This window comes from Arthrobacter sp. CMU6 (assembly GCF_059090205.1).
Genome location: NZ_JBNHFL010000001.1, coordinates 73,154 through 96,628, shown reverse-complemented (window position 1 = coordinate 96,628; position 23,475 = coordinate 73,154). Strand labels below are relative to the sequence as shown.

18 protein-coding genes are annotated in these 23,475 nt (G+C 66.3%); 3 read left to right on the top strand and 15 right to left on the bottom strand.

Translation table 11 applies throughout. The annotated features are described in order from the left end of the window. Positions 1-107: 107 nt before the first annotated feature. The 11 genes from AC5RWD_RS00445 to AC5RWD_RS00395 form a co-directional block, all read right to left on the bottom strand. On the bottom strand, positions 108-1,304 hold the full coding sequence (locus AC5RWD_RS00445) for a 5-methylcytosine restriction system specificity protein McrC (RefSeq protein ID WP_494018322.1): 1,197 nt from the start codon (positions 1,302-1,304) through the stop codon (positions 108-110). A 154-nt stretch (positions 1,305-1,458) separates the two neighbouring features. Then, positions 1,459-3,690, bottom strand: a complete 2,232-nt coding sequence (locus tag AC5RWD_RS00440) for an McrB family protein (RefSeq protein ID WP_494018144.1) — start codon at positions 3,688-3,690, stop codon at positions 1,459-1,461. A 54-nt stretch (positions 3,691-3,744) separates the two neighbouring features. Beyond that, on the bottom strand, positions 3,745-4,020 hold the full coding sequence (locus AC5RWD_RS00435; protein ID WP_494018143.1) for a hypothetical protein: 276 nt from the start codon (positions 4,018-4,020) through the stop codon (positions 3,745-3,747). Positions 4,021-4,022: 2 nt separating this feature from the next. After that, entirely contained in the window at positions 4,023-4,451 is a 429-nt protein-coding gene (locus tag AC5RWD_RS00430; RefSeq protein ID WP_494018142.1) for an acyl-CoA thioesterase, read from the bottom strand. A 56-nt stretch (positions 4,452-4,507) separates the two neighbouring features. Then, positions 4,508-6,439 (bottom strand): ABC transporter ATP-binding protein, encoded by a 1,932-nt coding sequence (locus AC5RWD_RS00425; protein ID WP_494018321.1) that lies wholly within the window; start codon positions 6,437-6,439, stop codon positions 4,508-4,510. 200 nt (positions 6,440-6,639) lie between these two features. After that, positions 6,640-8,373, bottom strand: coding sequence for an ABC transporter ATP-binding protein (locus tag AC5RWD_RS00420; protein WP_494018320.1), 1,734 nt, complete (start codon positions 8,371-8,373; stop codon positions 6,640-6,642). A gap of 310 nt (positions 8,374-8,683) precedes the next feature. Next, positions 8,684-10,681: an MDR family MFS transporter gene (locus tag AC5RWD_RS00415; protein WP_494018319.1), complete on the bottom strand. Its 1,998-nt coding sequence runs from the start codon at positions 10,679-10,681 to the stop codon at positions 8,684-8,686. Positions 10,682-10,742: 61 nt separating this feature from the next. Next, positions 10,743-11,240 carry a MarR family winged helix-turn-helix transcriptional regulator gene (locus AC5RWD_RS00410; RefSeq protein ID WP_494018141.1) on the bottom strand — a complete coding sequence of 166 codons (498 nt, stop codon included), beginning with the start codon at positions 11,238-11,240 and terminating at the stop codon, positions 10,743-10,745. A 225-nt stretch (positions 11,241-11,465) separates the two neighbouring features. Continuing rightward, on the bottom strand, positions 11,466-13,181 hold the full coding sequence (locus tag AC5RWD_RS00405) for a thiamine pyrophosphate-binding protein (RefSeq protein WP_494018140.1): 1,716 nt from the start codon (positions 13,179-13,181) through the stop codon (positions 11,466-11,468). Beyond that, on the bottom strand, positions 13,178-14,290 hold the full coding sequence (gene speB / locus AC5RWD_RS00400; protein ID WP_494018139.1) for an agmatinase: 1,113 nt from the start codon (positions 14,288-14,290) through the stop codon (positions 13,178-13,180). Before speB ends, AC5RWD_RS00405 begins: the two co-directional genes overlap by 4 nt. 166 nt (positions 14,291-14,456) lie before the next feature. After that, entirely contained in the window at positions 14,457-15,032 is a 576-nt protein-coding gene (locus AC5RWD_RS00395; protein WP_003804566.1) for a helix-turn-helix domain-containing protein, read from the bottom strand. A gap of 289 nt (positions 15,033-15,321) precedes the next feature. Between AC5RWD_RS00395 and AC5RWD_RS00390 the strand changes: the two genes are divergently transcribed. After that, entirely contained in the window at positions 15,322-16,845 is a 1,524-nt protein-coding gene (locus AC5RWD_RS00390; RefSeq protein ID WP_494018138.1) for a sodium:solute symporter family protein, read from the top strand. Positions 16,846-17,043: 198 nt separating this feature from the next. Here AC5RWD_RS00390 and AC5RWD_RS00385 read toward each other — a convergent pair whose 3' ends face one another. Beyond that, entirely contained in the window at positions 17,044-17,280 is a 237-nt protein-coding gene (locus AC5RWD_RS00385) for a hypothetical protein (protein WP_494018137.1), read from the bottom strand. Positions 17,281-17,526: 246 nt separating this feature from the next. Between AC5RWD_RS00385 and AC5RWD_RS00380 the strand changes: the two genes are divergently transcribed. Together AC5RWD_RS00380 and AC5RWD_RS00375 are read left to right on the top strand one after the other, a co-directional pair. After that, a complete protein-coding gene (locus AC5RWD_RS00380) occupies positions 17,527-18,714 on the top strand; it encodes a VIT1/CCC1 transporter family protein (RefSeq protein WP_494018136.1) in 1,188 nt (395 codons plus the stop codon). A gap of 97 nt (positions 18,715-18,811) precedes the next feature. Next, positions 18,812-19,804, top strand: a complete 993-nt coding sequence (locus AC5RWD_RS00375) for a matrixin family metalloprotease (RefSeq protein WP_494018135.1) — start codon at positions 18,812-18,814, stop codon at positions 19,802-19,804. Positions 19,805-19,858: 54 nt separating this feature from the next. Here AC5RWD_RS00375 and AC5RWD_RS00370 read toward each other — a convergent pair whose 3' ends face one another. The 3 genes from AC5RWD_RS00370 to AC5RWD_RS00360 all read right to left on the bottom strand — a co-directional run bounded on the left by AC5RWD_RS00370 (position 19,859) and on the right by AC5RWD_RS00360 (position 23,301). Beyond that, entirely contained in the window at positions 19,859-20,992 is a 1,134-nt protein-coding gene (locus AC5RWD_RS00370) for an LOG family protein (protein ID WP_494018134.1), read from the bottom strand. Between the two features lie 128 nt (positions 20,993-21,120). After that, complete coding sequence (locus AC5RWD_RS00365; RefSeq protein WP_494018133.1) at positions 21,121-21,897, bottom strand: SDR family NAD(P)-dependent oxidoreductase; 777 nt, start codon at positions 21,895-21,897, stop codon at positions 21,121-21,123. A gap of 36 nt (positions 21,898-21,933) precedes the next feature. Beyond that, complete coding sequence (locus AC5RWD_RS00360; protein WP_494018132.1) at positions 21,934-23,301, bottom strand: MFS transporter; 1,368 nt, start codon at positions 23,299-23,301, stop codon at positions 21,934-21,936. Positions 23,302-23,475 lie beyond the last annotated feature (174 nt).

Here is a 23,475-nt window from a genome sequence, read left to right as displayed (position 1 = left end):
TCTTGCTGACATTGTTCTCAGCGTCATCTAGTCAGTTCCTGAGGTCAGTAACCCGCACTGTGCCGGCGCCAGGAGCCAGCTTCGGCATTGCCGAAGGATCCGCAGGACTAACGCCCAAGGCTTGCCTGGCGCACCACTTCTCCCCAGGACTGCTCCGCAAGGTCGGCCACCGCTGCCAGGATCTCCGACGGCGGCCTGGAAAGATCCAGCGGAAACTCCACGATGTCGATGTCGGTGTTGAGGATCCGCCGCAGCTTCACCTCGCCCGCCCCCGCGTAGACCAGCCAGGCCGTGGGCACCCGCAAGGCCGTGCAGTAGGCCAGCATCTGGAAGTGGTCCCCCGACAGTGACGCACCCTGGTCGCTTCCGGCCCGGTACTTGGCGTCATACACCACCACCGGCCGGCCGCCCAGCAGATGGACAGCATCGGGCCGCACGGTCAGCCGGTCCGAATCCCGGACGGCCTCATTCAGCATTGCGTTGTACTGCAGCCTCATCTCCCCGGGAAACGCGGCCATGGCCCGGCGCAGCGCCGCGCCGACGAAGTCCTCGAAGACCTTGCCCATGTCCACGACGAAGGACGCCGTCTGCTGCTTGCCCTCCCCCGCCTCCGCGGAGGCATTGCGCAGGATCACCTCGGAGAGCTTCAGCGCCGCGTGGTACCGGAGGTTAATCCGGCTGGCCCGCCACTGCGGAAGTGGAACGCCCGGCCGGAGCCGTGTGACGCCGTCGAGCTTTCCCTTCAGCTGCCGCAGGCGGCCGAGGACATCCGGACGCACGCCAGGGACCCGGGACATGCGGTCCAGGGCGGCACGCAGGATCCGGTTTTCCGGGATGTCCTCGGTGAACTCGTCGTAGGACACCTCAAGCGGCACCAGCATCCCCGGCCGGCGCGATATCTGGTCGGAGATGCGGATGCGGCCCTTGACGGTCCGCAGCGAGTCGTCGACGGTGACGTAACCCTGCAGGACGCCGCGCTGCAGGGCGCGTTCGGCGAGCTGCACCAGGGACGCCGCCAGCGCGCTCCACAGCTCGGCTTCCTCGTCGGCCGCCACGGTGTCGTCGCGGAAGCCCTGGTCCCCGGCGTAGCTCAGCAGGAAAAGCAGACGGCTCAGCCCGAGCCGATCCTTGGGCCGCACATCGAGCTGCACCAGCGGGGTACGCACGGACCCCACCATGCCGACGGGTTCGATCCTGAAGAGCCCCATGCCCATGGGCGTTGCCTTGGCCAGGCCGCTGGAGTTCAGGAAGGCGGCGCTGTCCGGGTCGAGCTTCTCCACAGTGCCCCGGGAAAGCTCGTCCAGGACGATGTGCCGCAGCGCTTGGGCGGAACCGCGGCTCCCGCCCGTTCCGGGAGCGGAACCGGCCGGTCGCGCGGAGCCCGCCGCGGAACCGGTCACGGAGCCCACAGCCTTAGCGGACACATTGAAGCCGGCGGACACACCGAAGCCGGCGGGGCTAGCGAGCCGCAAGGCGTCCCAGCAGCTGGTCCAGTCCGAAGCGCTCTTCCAGCTGGGCCCGGTTCAGCTGACCGTGGTAGTGCTCCTCCAGCAGCGGCATGAGCTCGTACTTCCAGATCCGGCGGAGGCCTGCGGGGGTCTGGGCAGCCTTCTTCATGAAGTAGGACGGCCCGATCATGAGGTCGCGGTCCCATTCGTCGATGGCCTGGTTGAGCGCGTCCAGCAGCAGCGCCGGCGTGGTGTCCAGCTGCCGGGCCTCCAGGAACCTCAGCAGCGATCCCTTCACCGGCTCGGTCTGCGGGTGCAGTTCGATGAACGCGAAGCGGCGGCGGATGGCGGCGTCCATCATCGCGATGGAGCGGTCTGCGGTGTTCATGGTGCCGATGATGTACAGGTTGTCCGGGAGCGTGAACGGCTCATTGGGGCTGTACTGCAGGTAGATCCGGTCATCGCGGTATTCCAGCAGGAAGTACAGCTCACCGAACACCTTGGCGAGGTTGGCGCGGTTCATCTCGTCGATGATCAGGAAGTACGGCTTGGATTCGTTGCCCGGCTTCGCCGCCTCCTCCGCGAGCCGGCGCAACGGGCCGGCCACGAGCTTGAAGGAGACCTGCCCCTCGTCGGTCTTGTCCGGCCGGTACCCCTCGAAGAAGTCCTCGTAGGCGTAGGACGGATGGAACTGGACGAGCTTCACCCGCTCGTCGGTGCTGTCCTGCGCCAGTTCGGCGGCGAGGTGCTTCGCCAGGTAGGTCTTGCCGGTTCCCGGCGGGCCGTACAGCACCAGCTGCCGGTTTTCCTCGAGCAGATCGGCGATCTCCTGCAGGGGCTCCACCTCCATGTGGAGGGAGTCCGCGAACTCCCGCGTCACCGGACGGAAGCCGCCCAGCACGGGGAGGGCGACGGTGGCCGGTGAGGCATCGGCGTCGGGCTCGGTTTCCGCCTCGGCGGGCACCAGCGCCTGCAGCGCCTGCACCACCCGGGTGACGTCGACGACGATGCCCGGGGTGGCCAGCTGGCGCTGGATGTGGCGCGGCAGGTCAGTCACGGCGTGGGCTTCATCGAACCAGCGCACCTTGCGCCGCATCCGCCGGCTGTCCCCGTTGTGGTCCGGCTCCCCAAGCACGACGCCGATCCGGACGGCCCCGGCGTTCTGGTACAGCGCGAGGTCCCCGGGTTTCATGACGGTGAGGAAGGCGAAGACGGCGGTCTTGGTGTCCTCCCGCTCCACGTAGCCGAGGTGCTTGTAGTCCTCATCGACGGCGTGCTGAACCAGCCCGGCGGTAACGCCGGCGTCCAGCAGGCGGAGGTGTTCGACGTCGAGCGTCACCTTCTCCTCCGCCTGCCAGGCGGCCAGGAGCTCGGCGTTGTCGTGGTGGGTGCGCAGCAGCCAGGCGCGACGGCCCGGGTCCCCGACCTTCCGCCACTGGCTCACCAGCTGCCGGGCGTACCAGTCGATGCGCTGGCCGGCCTGCTCATCCAGGTGCAGGCGGATGCGCCGGATGTCAGCGGTGATTTCCTCCTCGCTGTCCCCCTTTGCGCCACCGACGAGGGAGGCGAAGGCGTCCCGGATCTCCTGGCGTTCGATGTCCGCCACCACCGGCTCGAAGTAGCTGGGCCAGGCTAGGTATTCGATGCTGCGCCGGATGGCTGGCTGGTCATCGGGCGTTCCCGCCGCCAGCAAATGGAAAGCCAGCGGATCCTTCAGGGCTTTGCTGATTTCGGCCGTGGACTGCCGGTCGACATGCTGGACAAACCGGCACAGCCATTTCAGGTGGTCCCAGATGGTCCAGTTGAATTCGGCAGTCCTGTCGCGGATAACGCCATGGTCCGTCATGCCCTTGTAGAGCTCCTCGGGGAGCTCCAGGGGCGGCTCCAGCCAGGACGCCGCCTCGGCCACCCTCGCCCGCTTGACCTTGAGCGACTTGACCTCGTGGGCCAGCGGCAAGGACTGCAGGAAGAGGAGCTCCACGGCCAGCTGCTTTGCCGAAGGCGACGCGTCCGCCAGGTTGTGCCGCAGGTTGGTCATCATGGGCGCCTTGGCGTCCGCGACTCCCCGTTCAAGCCGTTCCAGCAGTTCCGCCGCGGCCTCCGCCGTCCACGTCTGCGTACGGCCGTCCAGCGCCGACGGCCTGCCCTGCAGCCCGGCGCCTAGCACGAACCAGGCGGCGTCCTCAATCTCTTTGGAGATTCCGAGGGCGCGGTGCATGGCAGGCTTTGGGGCGGGGGTCATGCCTTCAAATTTACAGGGTTAACCTGAGCGCCAGCACCATGCCGGGCCAGAAAGCTACTGGCGGGTAACAGCGGCCGGCCGCTTCCGGCCGAAGGCGAAATAGCAGCCCGGGCCGATGAAGTTGACCAGGGTGGCCAGCCGCCAAAACATCTTGGAGCCGCGGATCTGCTCGGCGGGACGGCGCGAAAGATCACGCTGGGCCGCGGTGAGGAAAGCGAGCTGCGCGGCCCCGATCACGATGGTGCCGATGCGGGCAGCAGGCGGAAGTTCCTTCCAGGACTTCTGTTTCTTCCATTCCGCTTTCTTGCTTCTCGGGTTCCTGCTTCCCACGGTCAATGCTCCTTGCGCTCTTGGAAGGGCTCCAGCAGCTGCTTCTGCTTCGGAGTCAGCCGCAGCACCCTTCCGGTGGCTTCATCGACGAAGGCCAAATGGCTTGAGGCCTTCACACAATCGTCGCCAGTTACGGGGTCCTGCACAAGGTAGTGAATGTCGAAGCTCGCACCCTTGACGGCGCCGATCCACACCTGGACCGCCGCCGGAATGTTGCGGTACTCGAGGGTCTTCACATACCTGATGCGGTGGTCCACCACGAGCGCCATGGTGCCCGCGGGAAGGTCGTTGAACAGCGGCACATGGGGATCCGTCCCGGGCAGTCCGGCACCGGCAGGCGGCCCGAAGGCGGCGATGCGTGCCTCCTCCAGCATGCGGACGATCTCCACGTTGTTGATGTGCCCGTAGGCGTCCATGTCCCCCCAGCGCATGGGCACGGGTACCTCAATGCGCCGAGAGTCGGGGTGGCCTCCGGGGTTCGCGGCGCTCAGCTGTGCACCGCCGTCGAATCGTCGACGGGTGACTCCTCCGCATCCGCGCCGGCGAACTGCGACATGTACAGCCGGTAGTAGGCGCCTTCGGCGGCCAGGAGGGTCTGGTGGTTGCCCTGCTCCACGATCTTGCCGTTCTCCATGACCAGGATGGTGTCGGCGTCGCGGATCGTCGACAGCCGGTGTGCGATGACGAAGCTGGTCCGGTCCGTGCGCAGCGCAGCCATGGCCTTCTGCACCAGGAGTTCGGTGCGGGTGTCCACCGAGCTCGTTGCCTCGTCCAGGATGAGCAGCGACGGGTTGGCCACGAAGGCGCGGGCGATGGTGATGAGCTGCTTTTCGCCGGCACTGACGTTATTGCCCTCCTCGTCGATGACGGTGCTGTACCCGTCTGGCAGCGCCCGGACGAAGCGGTCCACAAATGTGGCCTTGGCCGCGGCCATGACCTGGTCCTCCGTGGCGTCGAGCTTGCCGTACCTGATGTTGTCGTAGATGGAGCCGCCGAACAGCCAGGCATCCTGCAGCACCATGCCTACCTTGGAGCGCAGCTCGGCCCGGCTCAGCTGGGTGACGTCCACGCCGTCGAGCGTGATGGAACCGGAGTTGAGCTCATAGAAGCGCATGACCAGGTTCACCAGCGTGGTCTTGCCTGCACCGGTGGGGCCGACGATGGCCACGGTGTGCCCGGGCTCGGCGGTGAAGGACAGGTTTTCGATCAGCGGCTTATCCGGGGTGTAGCTGAACGTGACGTCCTGGAACTCGACGTGGCCGTCGGTCTTGGCCGGCAGGTGCTGCGTGACGGTCTCGGCGTCCTGCTCCTCCGCGTCCAGGAACTCGAACACGCGCTCGGCGGATGCCACGCCGGACTGCAGCATGTTGGCCATGCCCGCCATCTGCCCCAGCGGCTGGGTGAACTCGCGCGAGTACTGGATGAAGGCCGTGGCGTCGCCAAGGCTCATGCTGCCGGAGGCGACCCGGAGGCCGCCCACGACTGCGATGCCGACGTAGCTGAGGTAGGAGACGAACTGCATGACGGGGAAGATGATGCCGGACACGAACTGCGCGCCGAAGCTGGCCTTGTAGAGGGCCTCGTTGCGCTCCTCGAAGCGCTCCAGCATGTCGGCGTCGCGGCCGAAGACCCGCACCAGGTCATGCCCGGAGAACGACTCCTCGATCTGGCCGTTCAGCTCACCCGTATTCTTCCACTGCGCTGCGAACAGTTTCTGGCTGCGCGCGCCGATCACGCCGGCCGCGGCCCCGGACAGCGGCAGGGCGATGAGGGCGATCAGTGCCAGCTGCCACGAGACGATGAACATCATGATGACGATGCCGACCACGGTCAGCACAGAGCTGATGAGTTGCGCGAACGCCTGCTGCAGCGCCTGCTGAACATTGTCGACGTCGTTGGTTACCCGGGAGAGCACGTCGCCGCGCTGGCGGGTGTCGAAGTAGTTCAGCGGCAGCCGGTTGAGCTTCTTTTCCGTGTCGTCGCGGAGCTGACGGATCACCTTCATGACGATCCTGTTCAGGATGTAGCCCTGGAGCCACAGGAAGATGTTGGCCACGAAGTACATCAGCAGCACGGCCGAAATCAGGACGGTCAGCTTCTGGAAGTCGATGCCGGTTCCGGGCACCAGCTCCATGCGGGAGACCATGTCCGCGAAGTTGTTCTGGCCCTGCGCCCGAAGCCCCTCGACGAACTGGTCCTTACTGACGCCGGCGGGCAGTTGCTTGCCCACCACACCGCCGAAGATGACGTCCATGGCCTGACCCAGCACCTTGGGCGCAATGACATTGAGGATCACCGAAACGATCACCATGCCGACCACGACGTAGATGCCGGCGGCTTCCGGTTTCAACAGGCCCAGGAGCCGCTTGGCAGACGGCCAGAAATGCTGGGGCTTCTTGGCGGGCATCGCACCGAACATGCCGCCGTCGGCCTCGCCCGGCTTGTATTCCTCCTCGACGAAGTCGTCGTCCTCGAGGGCGGGGGCTTCCGTGGATGCCTGTTCCTGGAGCTTCCCGGCGTTCTGGCCGGTGCCGGCGTCCTGCGGATACGCGGAGTCCTGCGGGTGCACTGCGTCCTGGCCGGCGCCGGGGTTCTGGCTGGTGCCCTTCTTGTCGGCGCTCATGCCAATTCCTCCACGCTCAGCTGGGACTCAACAATTTCCTGGTAGGTGGGCGACGTTTCGAGGAGCTCCTCATGCGTGCCGCGATCCACGATCCTGCCGTTGTCCAGCACCAGGATCTGGTCCGCCTCCGTAATGGTGGAGATGCGCTGCGCCACGATGATGACGGTGGCATCGGCGGTGGTCCGCTTGAGCGCGGAGCGCAACCTGGCGTCGGTGGCGACGTCCAGCGCCGAGAAGGAGTCGTCGAACAGGTAGACCTTCGGCCTGGTGACCAGGGCACGCGCGATGCACAGCCGCTGGCGCTGGCCGCCGGAGACATTGGTGCCGCCCTGGGCGATGCGGGACGCGAGCCCGTTTTTCTTTTCCTTCACGAAGCCGTCGCCCTGGGCCACATGCAGCGCATCCCAGAGTTCGTCGTCGGAAGCCTCCGGCTTTCCAAAGCGGAGGTTGTGCTCAATCGTTCCGGAGAACAGGTAGGGCCTCTGCGGAACCAGGGCAACACGCCTGGTGATTTCCGCCCGGTCCAGCTGGCTGACGGGGACGCCGTCGAGGAGAACTTCACCGTCGGCCACGTCGTAAAGCCGCGGCAGCAGCGACAGCAGGGAGGTCTTGCCGGCACCGGTGGAGCCGATGATGGCCAGGGTCTCGCCGGGCCGGGCTGTAAAGCTGATGTTGCTCAGGACCGGGGCCTCGGCTCCGGGGTAGGCGAACGTGACGTTGCGGTACTCCACCACGCCCTCCAGCTGGCCCGGGGTGACCGGCCGCTCGGGGTCATGGATTGACGGCTCGACGTCTAGCACCTCGCCGATGCGGTCCGCGCAGACGGACGCGCGCGGGATCATCATGGCCATGAAGGTGCCCATCATTACTGCCATGAGGATCTGGAGCAGGTACTGCAGGAACGCTGTCAGGGAGCCGACCTGCATGTCGCCGGAGTCCACCCGCTGGCCGCCGAACCAGAGCACAGCGGCGGTGGACAGGTGCAGGATCATGCCGATGGCAGGAAACATCAGGACGAACAGCGCGCCGATCCGAAGCGATACGTCCGTCAGTTCCTTGTTGGCCTGGCCGAAGCGCCCGGTTTCGTACGGTTCCCGGACGAAGGCGCGGACCACGCGGATGCCGATGATCTGCTCGCGCAGGACTTCATTGATGCGGTCGATCTTCTTCTGCATGGAGCGGAACAGCGGCATGAGGCGCACCACGATGTAGCCGACCACCACAATGAGGACCGGAACCGAAACCCAGACCAGCCAGGACAGGTTGATGTCCTCGCGCAGGGCCATGATGATGCCGCCGATGCACATGATCGGCGTGGACACCATGAAGTTCAGGCCCATCAGCACCAGCATCTGGACCTGCTGGACATCGTTCGTGCCGCGGGTGATCAGGGTGGGCGCGCCAAAGGCGTTGACATCCTTGGCCGAGAAGCTGGTCACCTTGCGGAAAACGCCGCGGCGGAGGTCGCGGCCCACCGCCATGGCAGTTTTCGATCCGAAGTAGACGCCGGCAATGGCGGTGCCCACCTGGAGGAAGGCCACGAGGAGCATGACGGCCCCGGTACGCCAGATGAAATCGGTGTCACCACGGGAGACGCCCTCGTCAATGATCTGGGCGTTCAGGCTGGGGAGGTAGAGCGCCGCAATGGTGGATGCCAGCTGGAAGGCGATGACAGCCAGGATGTACGGCAGATACGGTCTGGAGTAACGCCGAATGAGGGTGACGAGCATGCTCACGGATCCTTCGGGAGAGCGCGAATGAGTTAAGAGAAGTAATAGCAGACGGGTCTGACAGCCCAAGCCTTCCAACTCTACGAAATCTGTTGCCCGTGCGAAACGTCGCCGGCGAAGATCATCCCAACGGACGACGCCGGCTCACGCCTCAGGCGCAAACGGACACTTAAGCCCCACCCCAACAGCGCCCACCCGGCGCGAACGGACACTCAAGCCCCCGGGCCGGCGCCCGCCGTCGTACCCCCGCCCACCCCAGCCGGCGCCAGCCGTCGTAGCCCCGCCCGCTTAACCAGAGTGCGCGCGATGGCTACTCGCCGCGGTGCCTGCCGTGTGAGGCGATGTAGTGTGCGGCGGCGCTTTGGAGCTTCCGTTCCTTGGCCAGTCGCCGGCTCAGTTCCTTCAGTTCGGCGCTGACCCGGGCTTGCTCCTGCGCGATGATCCGCTGCTGCTCGGCCTGCCGGGCGACGGCGTTCAGTGCCGCGGCCAGCTGAAGCTGCTGTTCTGCGAGAAGCCCTTGCGTTTCCTGGATGAGCGGCACCAGGTCCGCAGTTTGGTTGTGCTTCTCAGCCAGCATGGTCCGGGCCCGCGCCGGCGGTTCGTTCATCGGCAGGACGGGTTCCGCCGGCCGCTGCCTGCCGGGATAGGACGGTTCCTTGGCGTCGTCGGCCAGTTGGCGGGTCAGCACCTCCGCGAACTCACGCTCGAGGTCGTCGTCGTTATATTCAGCAGCGGGCAGTCCGGAACCCTCTTCGGAGTCCCGGGCGGGACCCGCAGCGGAAACGGCGGAGGCCGGAGCAGCAGCATCCGGGCGGACATCAACGGTCTGGCGCAGCGGCTGTTCCTTGATGAGGAGCACGGCGACGAGGGCAACAACCGCGATGGCGCCGGAAATCAGGAAGATCTCGGCCGTGGCATCGCCGTAGGCCGCCCGCATGATGTCCCGGATCGGAGCGGGCATGTCGGCCAGGTCGAGGCTGGCGCCGGAAGTGCCGGCGCCTGCCCGGATGCCGGCGTCGGCAAGCCCCTGGGTGGCCAGTTCCTTGACCCGGTTGCTCATAATGGCACCCAGCACGGACACACCGATCGCACCGCCCACTGAACGGAAGAAGGCTACAGAGGCACTGGCCGTGCCGATGTCGCTGGCGCTGACGGTGTTCTGGACGGCCAGGACGAGATTCTGCATGAGCATGCCGAGCCCGAGGCCCAGGATCGCCGTGAAGACGCCGGACTGCCACAGATCCGTGGTGTGGTCCATGGTCCCGGCAAGGCCCAGTCCGCCGATCAGCAGGACCGAGCCGGCGATCAGGTAGCGCTTCCATTTGCCGGTGCGGCTGATGAGCTGGCCGGAGAACACGGAGCCGATCAGGTTGCCGGCGATCATGGGCAGGGTCAGCAGGCCGGCCTCGGTGGGTGTTGCGCCGCGTGCCACCTGGAAGTACTGGCCCAGGAAGGTCGAGGAGCCGAACATCGCCACGCCCACGGCCACAGAGGCCCAGATGGCCAGGGCGGTGGTGCGCTCGGAGATGATCTTGAGCGGAATGATGGGCTGCGAGACCTTTGATTCCACCACCACAAGCAGTGCCAGCAGCACCACACCGCCGCCCACCATCAGCGCCGACTGCCAGGACCACCAGTCGTAGTAGTCGGGGTTTCCGGCGAATGACACCCAGATGAGGAGAAGGCTGACGCCAGTGGTGAGGAGGATGGAGCCGAGCCAGTCAATCCTGGCCGGCCGCTTGATGTGCTGGATCTTGAGCGTGATCTGCAGCAGGATGAGTGCGACGACGGCGAGCGGCACGCAGACGAAGAACGTCCAGCGCCAGCCCAGGGGGCTGTCAACGATGAAACCGCCAAGCAGCGGGCCACCGGCCGTGCCGACGGCCATGACTGCGCCCATGTAGCCGGAGTACTTTCCGCGGTCCCGCGGCGGGATCATGGAGCCGATGATCGCTTGGGACAGGGCAGTCAGGCCGCCCATTGCGATGCCCTGGACAACGCGGGCTGTCAGCAGCAGCGGGATGGTCTGCGACAGGCCGGCCATTACCGATCCCGCAACGAAGATCACGATGCTGAGCTGGACCAGGACCTTCTTGTCGAAGAGGTCAGCGAGTTTGCCCCAGATTGGCGTGGTGGCCGCGTTGGCCAGCAGGGCGGCGGTGATGACCCACGCGAAGTCCGTCTGTGTGCCCTTGAGTTCGGACATGATGGTGGGCAGCGCGTTGGCCACGATGGTGCTGCTGAGAATCGCGGTGAAGAAGGCAGCCAGGAGCCCGGTCAGGGCCTCCATAATCTGCCGGTGCGTCATGGGGGCCTGGGACGGGTGGGCCGAAGGGCGTGACGTGGCCGTCGTGGGGACGGCAGCGTGGCTAGCCAATGAACTGCTCCTTGGATTTGGTAGTGGTTGCGATGGGGCCGGCCGTCGTTGCCCGGGCGGATTCCCGAAGGGATTCCGCGAGTTTGGAGAGTACTTTCGCCGTCTCCTCGGCGTCCTGCTGGCTCCAGTCCTGCAGGAATTCCTGCAGGGTGGCCACGCGGTGATCCTCGATCTCGACGAGCTTCGCGCGGCCGGCGTCGGTCAGGGCGACCAGCTGCGCCCGCCCGTCGTCGGGATCGGGCCTGCGGTGGACCAGCCCGAGTTCCTCAAGCTCGGCGATATGCCGGCTGAGGACGGGCGCGCTGACGCCCAGCCGTGCGGCCAGGTGCGTGGCGCGGGATTCCCTCTCCCCCACGAAACGGAGGACGCCCTGCAGCGCGACTCCCGCTTCCATGCCGCGCGAGTTTGAAACAGCCACGCACCGGACGGCGCGCTGGAGGTCGAAGATCTGCCGCACGAGTTCGGCCGCGGTGTTTGGCTCGACTGCCATGGTGGATTAGCCCCTTATTGCTTGCCTTAGGCAACTATAACAATAAATGGTTGCTTTAGGAAACTAAGCAATGTGAGGGCGGGCCCGCCGGATTAAAAAGCAGCAGCGCGAACGGACACCTGAAGCCCCATAACCGGGTGGAAATGGGGCCTCAAGTGTCCGCTCGCGCTGTGGGTGGGTGCCCAAATGTCCGTTCGCGCTGGGAGGGCGCGGAAGCGGTCGGGGTTAGCCGTCCAGGTGAGTCGGGGCGAACATTTTGAGCAGTGTTTCAACGACGACGACGTTCGGGCCGTCCCCGGCGAAGCCCGCCTTGAGCGCGTCTCCCACGTTTTTCGGGGCCACCCGGGTGGCGGGAACGCCGAAGGATTCGGCCAGCTTCACGAAGTTCGGCCGGGCAAGTTCGGTGGCCGTGGCCTTGCCGAAGGCGCCCACCATGTATTCGCGCAGGATGCCGTAGCCGCCGTCGTCCACGATCAGCCAGGTGACGGGAATATTGTGCTGCTTGGCGGTGGCGAGTTCCGCGATGGAGTACATGGCCGAACCGTCGCCGGAGACAGCGAGCACCCGTGCCGAAGCCGCGGACTTGCCCACTGTTTCCAGGCCGACGGCCCCGCCAATTGCCGCGGGGAAACCGTAGCCCAGTCCGCCGGCACCCTGGGCCGAGTGGAACTGGCCTTCGCGGGCGTCCCAGCAGCTCCAGCCCCAGTACGCCGAGATGGTCATGTCCCAGAACGTCTGCATGTCCGCGGGAACGGCCTCGCGGATATCGGCCATGAACTTCAGTTCCTTGGCCAGGTCCTGCGATTCCAGGCGGTCCTTCACCTTGCGCAGCGACTCCCGGACGAGGTCCTCCGGCGAGGTCCCGTGCCAGTCAGGCCGCGAATCGGCAGGCATCGTCAGCGAGGCGTCGAGGGCTGTGAGCGCCTGGCCGGCGTCGGCGCGGATCCCCAGGCCGGGCCGGTTCGATTCCAGGACGCGCGGTTCGGCGTCGATCTGGATGATCCTGCCGCGCGGTTCAAACGTGAAGTAATTGGACGTGACCTCGCCGAGTGACGAGCCGATGACCACCAGGACGTCAGCGTCTTCGAGGAGGTCCGTCATGTGCCGGTCCTCGATCCACGACTGCAGCGACAATTCATGGTTCCACGGGAAGGCCCCGTTGCCGCCGGGCGTGCAAATGACGGGAGCCCGGAGCTTTTCCGCTATCGAGAGCAGCGACTTCTCCGCCCGGCCCCGGCGGGTTCCGCCGCCGGCGATGATGGCGGGACGCTTCGCCGCCGACAGCCATTTCACGGCTTCCCGGACAAGCTCGACGCGCGGTGGGTTGTCCGCCGCCTCGGCCAGCGCATCCTCCACCGGCGGAACCATGATGGGGTCAAGCAGCACGTTCTGCGGGACCTCGAGCCAGACCGGGCCCTGCGGCGAGGAAATCGCCTCTGTCCATGCGTCCTGGATGGCGGACGGTATACCGGAGGCGTGCTGGATCAGGCGCTGGCTCTTGGTGACATTCGCGGCCGACGCCTTCTGATCGTCCAGCTGGTGCAGCATGCCCTTCCGGCGGGCGCCCAGACCCTCGAGCGGGATCTGGCTGGCAACCACCACCATGGGCACGCCGGTGGCGTAGGCTTCCTGCAGCCCGGCGAGCGACGTCAGCGCGCCCGGTCCTGTAGACAGGAACAGCACGCCCACCTCCCCCGTGGCCCGCGAGTAGCCGTCGGCGGCGAAGGCGCTGTTGTTCTCCACGCGGGAGGACACGAACTTGAGGTTGCCCCGGCCCATCGCGTCGAAGAGGCCCAGCGCGTGCTGGCCGGGGATGCCGAACACCGTCTTCGCGCCCAGCGCCTCCAGGGTCTCGACGACGAGATCCCCGCCGTTGCGGACGCCGGGACCGGCGTCCGCCCCTGCCGGAGCAGGCGCCGCGCCGGACTCGACGGCGGTCACTTGGAGTACTCCCCCACAGCGGCACGGACGGCGCCGTTGTTGGCCGGCGCGGGCGAGGCTGCGGCGAACCCTGCCGGACGGCGGGCTTCCCGGCCCAGCGCCTGTGCGGCATAGCCCGTCTCGGCACCGAAACGGTCGCCGGCGACGGTGTTGTCCGCCATGAGGGTGACCAGTTCGTAGGCAACGTGACTGGCGGCCACGCCGGTGATCTCGGCATGGTCGTAGGCGGGGGCCACTTCAACGACGTCGGCGCCGACGAGGTTCATGCCGCGGAAGCCGCGGATGATCTCCAAGAGCTCACGGCTGGTGATGCCGCCGGCTTCGGGTGTGCCGGTTCCGGGCGCGTGGGCGGGGTCCAATACGTCGATGTCCACAGAGATGTACAGCGGACGGTCTCCGATCCGGTCCCGCACCTTGGCCACAGTCTCAAGGACGCCCTGATAGTAAACGTCCGCGGAGGTGACGATGCCGAACCCGAAGCGGTGGTCGTCGTCGAGGTCCTTCTTCCCGTACAGCGGGCCGCGGGTGCCGATGTGGCTGATGGCCTCCGTGTCGAGGATGCCTTCCTCCACGGCACGGCGGAACGGTGTTCCGTGCGTGTACTCCGCACCGAAGTAGGTGTCCCAGGTGTCCAGGTGGGCGTCGAAATGCAGCATGGCGACGGGGCCGCCGGCGCGCTCGGCTGCCGCGCGCAGGAGCGGCAGCGCGATGGTGTGGTCACCGCCGAGCGTGAGGAGCTTGCTCCCGCCCGCCGTCAGGTCGAGGGCGTTTTGCTGGATGGTCTCGATCGCCTCGTTGATGTTGAACGGGTTCACGGCCATGTCGCCGGCGTCGGCCACCTGGCAGTTCTCGAACGGGCTAACGTCCCAGGCCGGGTTGTACGGCCGGAGCAGCCGGCTGGCCTCACGGACATGGTTGGCGCCGAAGCGGGCACCGGGCCGGTAGGAGACGCCGGAATCAAAGGGCACGCCCACCACGGTGATGTCGGACTTGGCCACCTGGTCCAGGCGCGGCAGGCGGGCATAGGTTGCCGCCCCGGCGTAGCGGGGAATACGGGATGAATCGATGGGGCCAAGGTTGCCGTTGGCTTCGATGCGCAGCTCTTCCAAAGGAACGCCTCTCCTTCGAGGATGAATTATCGAGGGTGGGTTGTGACAGCCATCATACACTCGAAGTTGCCCAATGTGCACCGAGTGTTTACAAGGAACCTTCGAATCGGCACAAAGAAAAGCCCGGGACCGCCACAGTGGCGGGCCGGGCCGAGTCCAAAAAGTCCTACCGGCTGGCAGCCGGCACCAGCACCCAGAGCACCTCGACGGGCTCATCGGTCGGATTGACCCAGGTGTGGGGCTCCCGGCCGGGGAAGGTGACGGTATCGCCCGTGGTCAGCTCATACTCCTCGTTCGTGAGGATGAGCTTGATGGTCCCCTTGATCACGTGCAGGACATCGACGTCGCAGTCAACGGCATACAGCTCCGATTCGCCGCGGCCCCGCGGATCGATGACGGCCTGGATGATCTGCACGCGCCGTTCGGACCGAGCGGTCAGCAGCCGCTCCACGATCCCCTCACCGCCCAGGGAGATGCGGGGGCCGGCGTCGCGCTTGGTCAGGTGGGTTTCCGGCGCGGCAAATAGGTCGCCGATGGAGATGGACAGAACCTGGCACAGGGTGACGAGGGACGCCACGGACGGCGAGGTGAGGTCCCGTTCCACGCGGCTGAGGAAGCCTTTGGTCAACCCGGTGGCGTCGGCCACCTGCTCGATGGTGAGCCGCTGTGACTGGCGCGCGGCACGGATTCTTGAACCGATGGCAACCGGAACATTGCTCGGCTCAACTGGTAGTGCCTTCATTTACGAACCTTTCACGGCCGGCCACCCGGCCCCATTATTGGAGTCATATTATCGGCCCGGCCCTGTTGAGACGCGGGGCAAACCGCACCGCGGAGGTTTGCGTCTTGACTGTTACTCGAATCACAGCCTACGCTTAATGAAACAACTGTTGCTTGTGAAACAACTCCCACGAGGAGACGCCCAGCAAGGAACCCAGCGTTCCCCCCGATTTCCATTCAGTGCAGCGCCAGCCGGTCAGCCCGATTCCAGGGCCCGCAAAGCTGCCAAAGCTCCAAGGATCCCCAAAATCATGGACGCAAGTTTCGTCAATATCGCCATCGTGGTGGTCTACCTGGCCGCCATGCTGGCCTTCGGCTGGTGGGGCAAGTCCCGCACCAAGAACAACAGCGACTTCCTGGTGGCCGGTCGCCGCCTGGGGCCGTTCCTCTACACCGGAACCATGGCCGCGGTCGTCCTGGGCGGCGCCTCCACCGTTGGCGGCGTCGGTCTAGGCTACAAGTTCGGCATCTCGGGCATGTGGCTCGTGGTGGCGATCGGTGCCGGTGTCCTGCTGCTGAGCCTCCTCTTCGCCGGCACCATCCAGAAGCTGAAAATCTACACCGTGTCGCAGATGCTGACGCTCCGCTACGGCAGCCGGGCCACGCAGACCTCTGGCATCGTGATGCTGGCCTACACCCTGATGCTGTGCGCCACCTCCACCGGCGCCTACGCCACCATCTTCGTCGTGCTGTTCGGCTGGGACCGTGCCCTGGCCATCGCCATCGGCGGCGCCATCGTGCTGGTGTACTCGACCATCGGCGGCATGTGGTCCATCACCCTGGCCGACCAGGTCCAGTTCGTCATCAAGACCGTGGGCATCTTCATCCTCATGCTGCCGTTCACGCTCAGCGCCGCCGGCGGCCTGGACGGGATCCGCAGCCGCGTTGACGCCAGCTTCTTCCAGATCGACGGCATCGGCGTCCAGACGATCATCACCTACTTCGTCGTCTACACCCTTGGCCTGCTGATCGGGCAAGACATCTGGCAGCGCGTGTTCACCGCCAAGACGCCCCGGGTTGCCCGTTGGGGAGGTGCCACCGCCGGAATCTACTGCATCCTCTACGGCGCGGCCGGCGCCCTGATCGGCCTCGGCGCGAGGGTGGCGCTGCCCAACATCGACGTCGCCACCGAAGGCAAGGACGTTGTCTACGCCGAAGTGGCACAGAACCTGCTGCCCATCGGAATCGGCGGCCTGGTGCTCGCCGCCGCTGTGGCGGCCATGATGTCCACCGCGTCCGGCGCCCTGATCGCCGCCGCCACCGTGGCCCGCGCGGATGTGCTGCCGTTCGTGGCCAGCTGGTTCGGCAAGACCATCAACACCGACGACTCCGACAACCCCGAGCACGACGTCAAGGCCAACCGGATGTGGGTCCTCGGGCTGGGCATCGTGGCCATCCTGATCGCCATCATCACCAAGGACGTCGTGGCGGCCCTCACCATCGCCTACGACATCCTGGTGGGCGGCCTCCTCGTAGCCATCCTCGGCGGTCTCATCTGGAAGCGCGGCACCGGCATCGCGGCGGCGGCGTCCATGGCCGTCGGTTCCGTTGTCACCCTGGGCACCATGATCGTTTTGGAGATCAATGCCAAGGAACCGTTGGAGGGCATCTTTGCAAACGAGCCGATCTACTACGGCTTGCTCGCCTCCGCAGTGGTTTACGTGGCAGTGTCGCTGCTGACCAAGCCCACGGACCCCGCGGTCATGACCCGCTGGTACCGCCGGGTGGCTGGCAGGGATACCGAGGAAGTGCCGGTTTCGGCCCCCGTGCTGTAACTGTCCGGTAAAGCGGCAGTGCCGCTACCCTGTCTGGTAAACCTGCCGCAGGTCTAGCAACTCAGGTTCAGCAATAACGTACGACGACGGCGGTGCCCCCCAGCGCGAGGAGGCACCGCCGTCGTGGTTTAAAGGGTTGGGGTAAAGCAGGAGGGAATTGTTCAGGGGCGAACGGAGGCCGGTGCTGAAACGGACGCTTTAGGCTTCGTAGTCTTCGTCCGCGCGGAACTCGTCGTCCGCGTCCCGCGGAACGACCCTTTCGTCATCGTCCACTGCCGCGGCGCTGGCGGGAACAACCCTTTCCTCGGAATCAAGGAATTCGTCCTCCGCGTCCCAGTCGTCGTCGACCGGCGCGTCCTCGGCAAAGTCGTAGGCGGGATCGGACTCGATGGTGTAGCGGGTGTCCGGCTCGGGGCGCGATCCGTTGGTGTTCATCAGGCAGACCTCCGTGTGGTTGGACTTCCGTACCCGCCGTCGGCGGGGCATATTTTCATCAGATCACCGCGGGTGCAGGCGGTCAAGGGCGTCCGGGCGGGCCGGCGGCCTTGCCCGTCCGGCCGGATTTATTGAGGTTTCCCTAAACTTTTGGCTAAGGGTTACCGGCCGAAAAACCCCGGAATTACGCGGTAAAGTGGGCGATGCAATGGGGCCGCATCACGTCCCATCTACCCAGGAGTTCCCGTGTCTCAGCACGCCAAATCTGACCCCCACGCCACCGGTAATGCGTCCGCCTCAACAGACGGCCCCGCAACCAGCCACGCCCCGACCGACGGCGCCGCACCCCGTCCGGAACCCACAGCCGCGGACATCAAGCGCTGGCGCCAGTACCTCGCCGACGAACGGGCCGAGGCCGCCGTCTACCGCGACCTCGCCCAGAACCGCACCGGCGAGGAGCGCGCCATCCTCCTGGCACTGGCCGAGGCCGAAGGCCGGCACGAAGCACACTGGCTGAAGCTGCTGGGCGAGCACGCGGGCAAGCCCCGGCACGCTTCCCTGCGCAGCCGCCTTCTGGGCTTCCTCGCCCGGCATTTCGGGTCCGTGTTCGTGCTCGCGCTGGCGCAGCGGGCCGAGGGCCGCTCCCCCTACACCAAGGAACCGTCCGCCACCCCGGCCATGGCGGCCGACGAACAGATCCACGAGGAAGTAGTCCGCGGCCTGGCAACACGCGGGCGCAACCGGCTGGCCGGCACGTTCCGGGCCGCGGTCTTCGGAGCCAACGACGGGCTCGTCAGCAACCTCGCGCTGGTCATGGGCATGGCCGCCACGGGCGTTGGCAGCGGAGTGGTCCTGCTCAGCGGCATTTCAGGACTGCTGGCCGGAGCATTCTCCATGGGCGCCGGCGAATTCGTCTCGGTCCGTTCCCAGCGCGAGCTTCTGGACGCCACACGTCCCACCCAGGTGACGCTGGTGGCGGCACCCCAGCTGGACATCGAACACAACGAACTGCTGCTGGTCTACCTGGCCCGCGGCATGTCCCGCGAGGCGGCCGAGCACCGCGTGGCCGAGCGCATGGGCCTCTTCACGTGCGACTGCGACCCAAGCCTCTCGCTCCATCCCGAACTTCCCGACACCGAGGACGAGCACGAAGCCGTGGGCACTGCCTGGGGCGCCGCGCTCTCCAGCTTCTGCTTCTTCGCCTCGGGCGCCATCGTGCCCATCATTCCCTTCCTTTTCGGCATGACCGGGATCGGCGCCCTCATCGTGGCGGCAGTCCTGGTGGGCATCGCCCTGCTGGCCACCGGCGGCACCGTCGGCCTGTTGTCCGGCACCTCGCCCCTGACCCGCGGACTGCGGCAGCTCGCCATCGGGCTTGGAGCGGCCGGCGTCACGTACCTCCTGGGCATGGCGTTTGGCGCAGTCATCGCCTGATTGACCGGACAGCCTGGTCCTCCCGGATCCCCCAGCGGGTTTCATGGCCAGGAGGGCTGAACTGTAGAGTAGGCCTGTTTGCCGTGAAAGGGGTGCAGTGGAAAGTCAAGACCCCGGTCACGTTCAACGTCACCGGCCGCGCCACTCGGGTCCGGCCACCGCGGCAGCGAAGTTCATTCGCCGCCTGATCGTCCTCGCTGCCCTTGGCTGCGCGGCGTTCCTTGCGGCGGGAACGGCGTACGGGGACCCCCGCTTTGCCGGTGTGCTGAACTTCCGTATCGGTTCCGGGGACCAGCCCGCGTCCCGGCAGGATGATTCCGGACAGGATCAGGCTGGGCAAGATCCGGCCGGGCAGTCCGGGCCGGGCGGACATTCCGGCGGCGCTGGGACCGGTGCGGCTGGTGGGCCAGGCGGAACCGTCGGCGCGCCACCGGCGGGCCGCGAGGAGGCAGCCGCTCCCCTGGGCACAGCCGAGCCGCCTGCGGAGCCAAGCAACTCCTACAAATTTCTGGCCGTTAACAGTGATGGCTCCCCCGTGGGCTACTCGCCATGCCGTCCGCTGCACTATGTGGTAAATGCCAGGCTTGCGCCCGAAGGTGCGGCAGGCCTGGTTCCCCTGGCAATCCAGGCCATCTCCAAGGCCACCGGCATCCAGTTTGTCGACGACGGCGCCACCGACGAGCAGCCCTCGGCACAGCGCGCCCCCTACCAGCCCGGGACTTACGGCGAGCGCTGGGCACCCCTGCTCATCAGCTGGACCACGCCGGACGTGGCCCCCAAGCTGGGTGGCAAAGTCATCGGCACCGGCGGCAGCACCCATTACAGCTACGGGAACGGGCCCAAGAGCTACGTCACCGGCAGCCTGGAGCTGGATGCCCCGCAAATGGCCACGGAACTGGAACGACCCGACGGCACGGCCTACGCCACCGCCGTCATCCTCCACGAACTGGCCCACGTGATGGGGCTCGAGCACGTTGACGACCCCGTGCAGCTCATGTATCCGGAGATCGGCGCGCCCGACGGCCTCGCGGCGGGCGACCTGAACGGGCTCTACCAACTCGGCAAGGCAGCCTGCCGCAAGGACCTGTGAGCCGTCTTCGATTCAACCCGATTTAGATGGCAGGCCGCGGCTTGGCTTTGGCGTTCATTCACCAAGGACCGCGAGCGCCTCATCCACGCTGTCCACCAGGAAGATCCGCTGTTCCATTGCCCGGCCCGCGGCGAGGCTTTGCAGCATGGGCCAAGCCGGGAACCGCTGCTCCCAGTGCTCCCTGCCAACCAGCACCATGGGGGTCATGGTCTCCGGGGCGCCGTAGTAGTTCTCACAGGCATCCTGGAAGATCTCCTGAACCGTACCCGCCGCACCCGGCAGGAACACGATCCCTGCGTTGCAGACCTCCAGCAGAATAGCCTCGCGGACGGCGTTGGCGAAGTACTTGGCGATATGGGTGGCGAAATAGTTCGGCGGTTCGTGGCCGTAAAACCAGGTGGGAATGCCCAGGGACGCGGTCCCGCCCGGAAAGCGTTCGACGGCGGCTGCCGCAGCACGTGCCCACGCGGACACCGAAGGGCGGAAGCCGGGGACGGCCGCCAGCTCTCGAAGCACACTGTGGAAATCGTCGTCCTCGGCTGTGCTGAGATAGGCGCCCAGGTTCGCGGCCTCCATGGCCCCGGGGCCGCCGCCGGTGGCCACCAGGTGGCCGCGGCGGGCCAGGAGCCGGCCCAGCGTGGCAGCGGCGGCGAAGCCACCGGTCCCCCGCTGCAGGGCATGGCCTCCCATCACCCCGACGATGGAACGGCCCCCGCTGTTGAGGGTCCGGACGAATTCCTCCAAGGCGTCGCCGACGGCGTGATCGTGCAGGGCTGCCGCAAGGGTGGAATCGAGGCGGTTCCGCTGGCCCGGCCGCATGCTCCACTGGTAGACCAAAGCGTCGGGTGTCTTCTCGTACGGTTCATCAACGATGCCTGCGTACAGTTCCTGCGGGGTGTAGAGCCCTGCCCGGTACGGATTGAAAGGAACACCGGTGAGCCGCGGGAAGATCAGGGCGCCGCGGCTGCGGAGTGAAGCCTCCACTCCCGGGTCGAAGGTGCAGCCCAGGAAAACCGCGCCCTCAGCGTCCAGGGCTGCCAGGGCGGCGCCCCGTCCGCGGAGGTCCAGCGACTGCGCGTGCCAGCCGTGCATCGCCCTGGCCCCGGCGCTTACCAACCGGTCGAACCTGGCGATGCTATCCACCTCAAGGGTCCGCGGGCTCGGGTTCAGGCTGCCGGAGGGGTTCATGCTGCCCAGCCTAGTGCGGTGTTCTGCCCGGCGGCCGAAACCAAAGCCCAGAACGCAAAGACGAAGTGCCCCGCCGGGAATTCCGGCGGGGCACTTCGGATGAATCAGCAGCGGGTCGGGAGACCGGGTCAGGAAACCTGGAGGCCGCCGTTGATGTCGTAGGTGGCAGCGGTGATGTAGCCCGAGTCCGCACCCAGCAGGAACGAGATCAGCGCAGCTACCTCTTCGCGCGTGCCCACGCGGCCCATCATGATGCCCTCGGACATCTGGGCCTTGCGCTCCTCGCTCAGCGTGCCGCCCATGATGTCGGTATCGATCGGGCCCGGTGCAATGGCATTCACGGTCACGCCGAACTCGCCCACTTCGCGGGCCAGGGCGCGGGTGAAGCCGATGATGCCGGCCTTGGAGGCGCTGTAGGCCACCTTGGAATAGGTGCCGCCACCGCGCTGGGCGGAGATGGAGGAGATGCTCACGATCCGGCCGAGCTTGCGTTCGATCATGCCCTTGAGCACCCGCTGGGAAACAACGAAGGTGCCGCGCATGTTGATGGCGAAGACCTTGTCCCACTCCGCAACCGTGGTTTCCATGAAGGGGGTCGGGGAGCTGATGCCGGCCAGGTTGGCAAGAGCCACGATCGGCGGCAGGGATGCTTCGATCTCCGTGATCGCCCGGTCCACGGATGCTTCGTCGGAGACATCGGCGCCCACTCCGATAGCCTTCACGGCACGGCTGGACCCGATCTCCGCGGCTGCCGCCTTCGCGTCCTCGGCGTTGATGTCCAGGATCGCGATGGACCAGCCTTCGCTGGCCATCCGGTCAGCGGCTGCGCGGCCGATGCCGCGGGCGGAGGCCGCGCCGGTCAGCACAACGGTGCGCTCTGCGGGGAAAGGGGTGACTGAACTCATTGCGGGTATTCCTTCGGGTGGTTCTCGGGCGGTTCTTTAGCGGGTGATGGTGACTTCAGCAGCAGCCTTGACTGCGGGATCCAGCGCGGCGTCGCCCTCAGGGCGCCTGCGTGCATAGAGGTAGGTGGCCACAGCCGTGACGCAGAGGCAGAAGGAGAGGAACAGCAGGCCGCTCTGGTTGTTGCCCGTGGCATCGTTCAGCAGGCCCACGGCGTAGGGGGCGACAAAGCCGCCGAGGTTGCCCAGCGAGTTGACGAGGGCCAGGCCGGAGGCGGCTGCGGCGCCGGTCAGCGCCGCGGACGGCATGGACAGGAACGGGGCGATGGCGCCGTAGATGCCCATGGCCGCGGCGGTCAGTGCGATCAGGGCAAGGACAGGGTTGACCGGCAGCAGGTAGCCGGCCGCCAGCAGGCCCATGCCGGCGAGAATCATGCTGATAGAACTGTGCCAGGCACGCTTTCCGGTCTTGTCGGCACGCTTGCTCCAGAAGAACACGAAGACTGCGGCGACGGAGTAGGGAATGAGGACGATGAACCCGACCTGGGCGGTGGAGAACTTGCCGAGGGCCGCGACGATGGTGGGCATCCAGAGACCCAGGCCGTAGATGCCGCAGACCAGGCCGAAGTACAGGGCAGAGTAGACGAGGGTGCGCTTGTCCTTGAGGCCGGCCAGGAAGTTGTGGCTGCCGCCCTTGGACTTGGCTGCAAGTTCGGCGTCCATGGTGGTGGCAAGCCATTCGCGTTCGTCGGCGTTGAGCCACTTTGCGTCCCGCGGGCGGTCCGTCATGAGGATGGGGGTCAGCAGGCCGAGGAGGATGGCGGGGATGCCTTCGATGATGTAGAGCCACTGCCAGCCCTGCAGGCCCAGGATGCCGTCCATCTGGAGCAGCAGGCCGGATACCGGGGCGCCGAGGGCGTTGGAGATCGGCTGGGCCAGGATGAAGATGCCCAGCACCGTGACGCGCTGCGCCGCCGGGAACCATAGCGTCAGGTAGAAGAGGATGGCCGGGAAGAAGCCGGCTTCAGCGGCGCCGAGCAGGAACCGAATGATGTAGTAAGTGGTTTCACCGTTCACCAGCGCCATCGCCGTGGCGAACAGTCCCCAGGTGATGAGGATGCGGGCCAACCACTTGCGTGCGCCGAAGCGGTACATGCCGGCGTTGCTGGGAACCTCAAGGAGGGCGTAGCCGAGGAAGAAGATGCCGGCGCCGAGGCCGTACGCGGCCGCGGTCAGTCCGATGTCCTCGCTCATGGTGAGCTTCGCGAAGCCCACATTGTTGCGGTCGAGATAGGCAACGAAGTAGAGCAGGACAATCAGGGGCATTACACGGCGGCGGACCTTGCGGAGCGTGCGGTCGCCAAGCTCGCCGAGTCCGAAGGACTTTGTGGTTAATGAAGTCATCATCGACCTTCTGTTTGGCGGTTCCCGGCCCGGCGGCTTCGCGGTGGGAATCCGCTGCTTGTCTTTGTGAAGGTTCTTTCGGGTTCAGTGATTACATCTTGCTTATCTGATGTCAGACATCTGACGGAAGAACATGAGCAAAAGCATAGGAGGGTGATGTGCATTACGTCAAGATGA

Bases quoted from the DNA above. Each gene is read 5' to 3' on its own strand.
- AC5RWD_RS00425 (WP_494018321.1), bottom strand. From the start codon at position 6,439: ATGTTCGGTGCGATGCCCGCCAAGAAGCCCCAGCATTTCTGGCCGTCT.
- AC5RWD_RS00370 (WP_494018134.1), bottom strand. From the start codon at position 20,992: ATGAACCCCTCCGGCAGCCTGAACCCGAGCCCGCGGACCCTTGAGGTG.
- AC5RWD_RS00365 (WP_494018133.1), bottom strand. From the start codon at position 21,897: ATGAGTTCAGTCACCCCTTTCCCCGCAGAGCGCACCGTTGTGCTGACC.
- AC5RWD_RS00420 (WP_494018320.1), bottom strand. From the start codon at position 8,373: ATGCTCGTCACCCTCATTCGGCGTTACTCCAGACCGTATCTGCCGTAC.
- AC5RWD_RS00415 (WP_494018319.1), bottom strand. From the start codon at position 10,681: ATGACGCACCGGCAGATTATGGAGGCCCTGACCGGGCTCCTGGCTGCC.
- AC5RWD_RS00395 (WP_003804566.1), bottom strand. From the start codon at position 15,032: ATGAAGGCACTACCAGTTGAGCCGAGCAATGTTCCGGTTGCCATCGGT.
- AC5RWD_RS00360 (WP_494018132.1), bottom strand. From the start codon at position 23,301: ATGATGACTTCATTAACCACAAAGTCCTTCGGACTCGGCGAGCTTGGC.
- AC5RWD_RS00385 (WP_494018137.1), bottom strand. From the start codon at position 17,280: ATGAACACCAACGGATCGCGCCCCGAGCCGGACACCCGCTACACCATC.
- AC5RWD_RS00410 (WP_494018141.1), bottom strand. From the start codon at position 11,240: ATGGCAGTCGAGCCAAACACCGCGGCCGAACTCGTGCGGCAGATCTTC.
- AC5RWD_RS00390 (WP_494018138.1), top strand. From the start codon at position 15,322: ATGGACGCAAGTTTCGTCAATATCGCCATCGTGGTGGTCTACCTGGCC.
- AC5RWD_RS00430 (WP_494018142.1), bottom strand. From the start codon at position 4,451: ATGCGCTGGGGGGACATGGACGCCTACGGGCACATCAACAACGTGGAG.
- AC5RWD_RS00440 (WP_494018144.1), bottom strand. From the start codon at position 3,690: ATGACCCCCGCCCCAAAGCCTGCCATGCACCGCGCCCTCGGAATCTCC.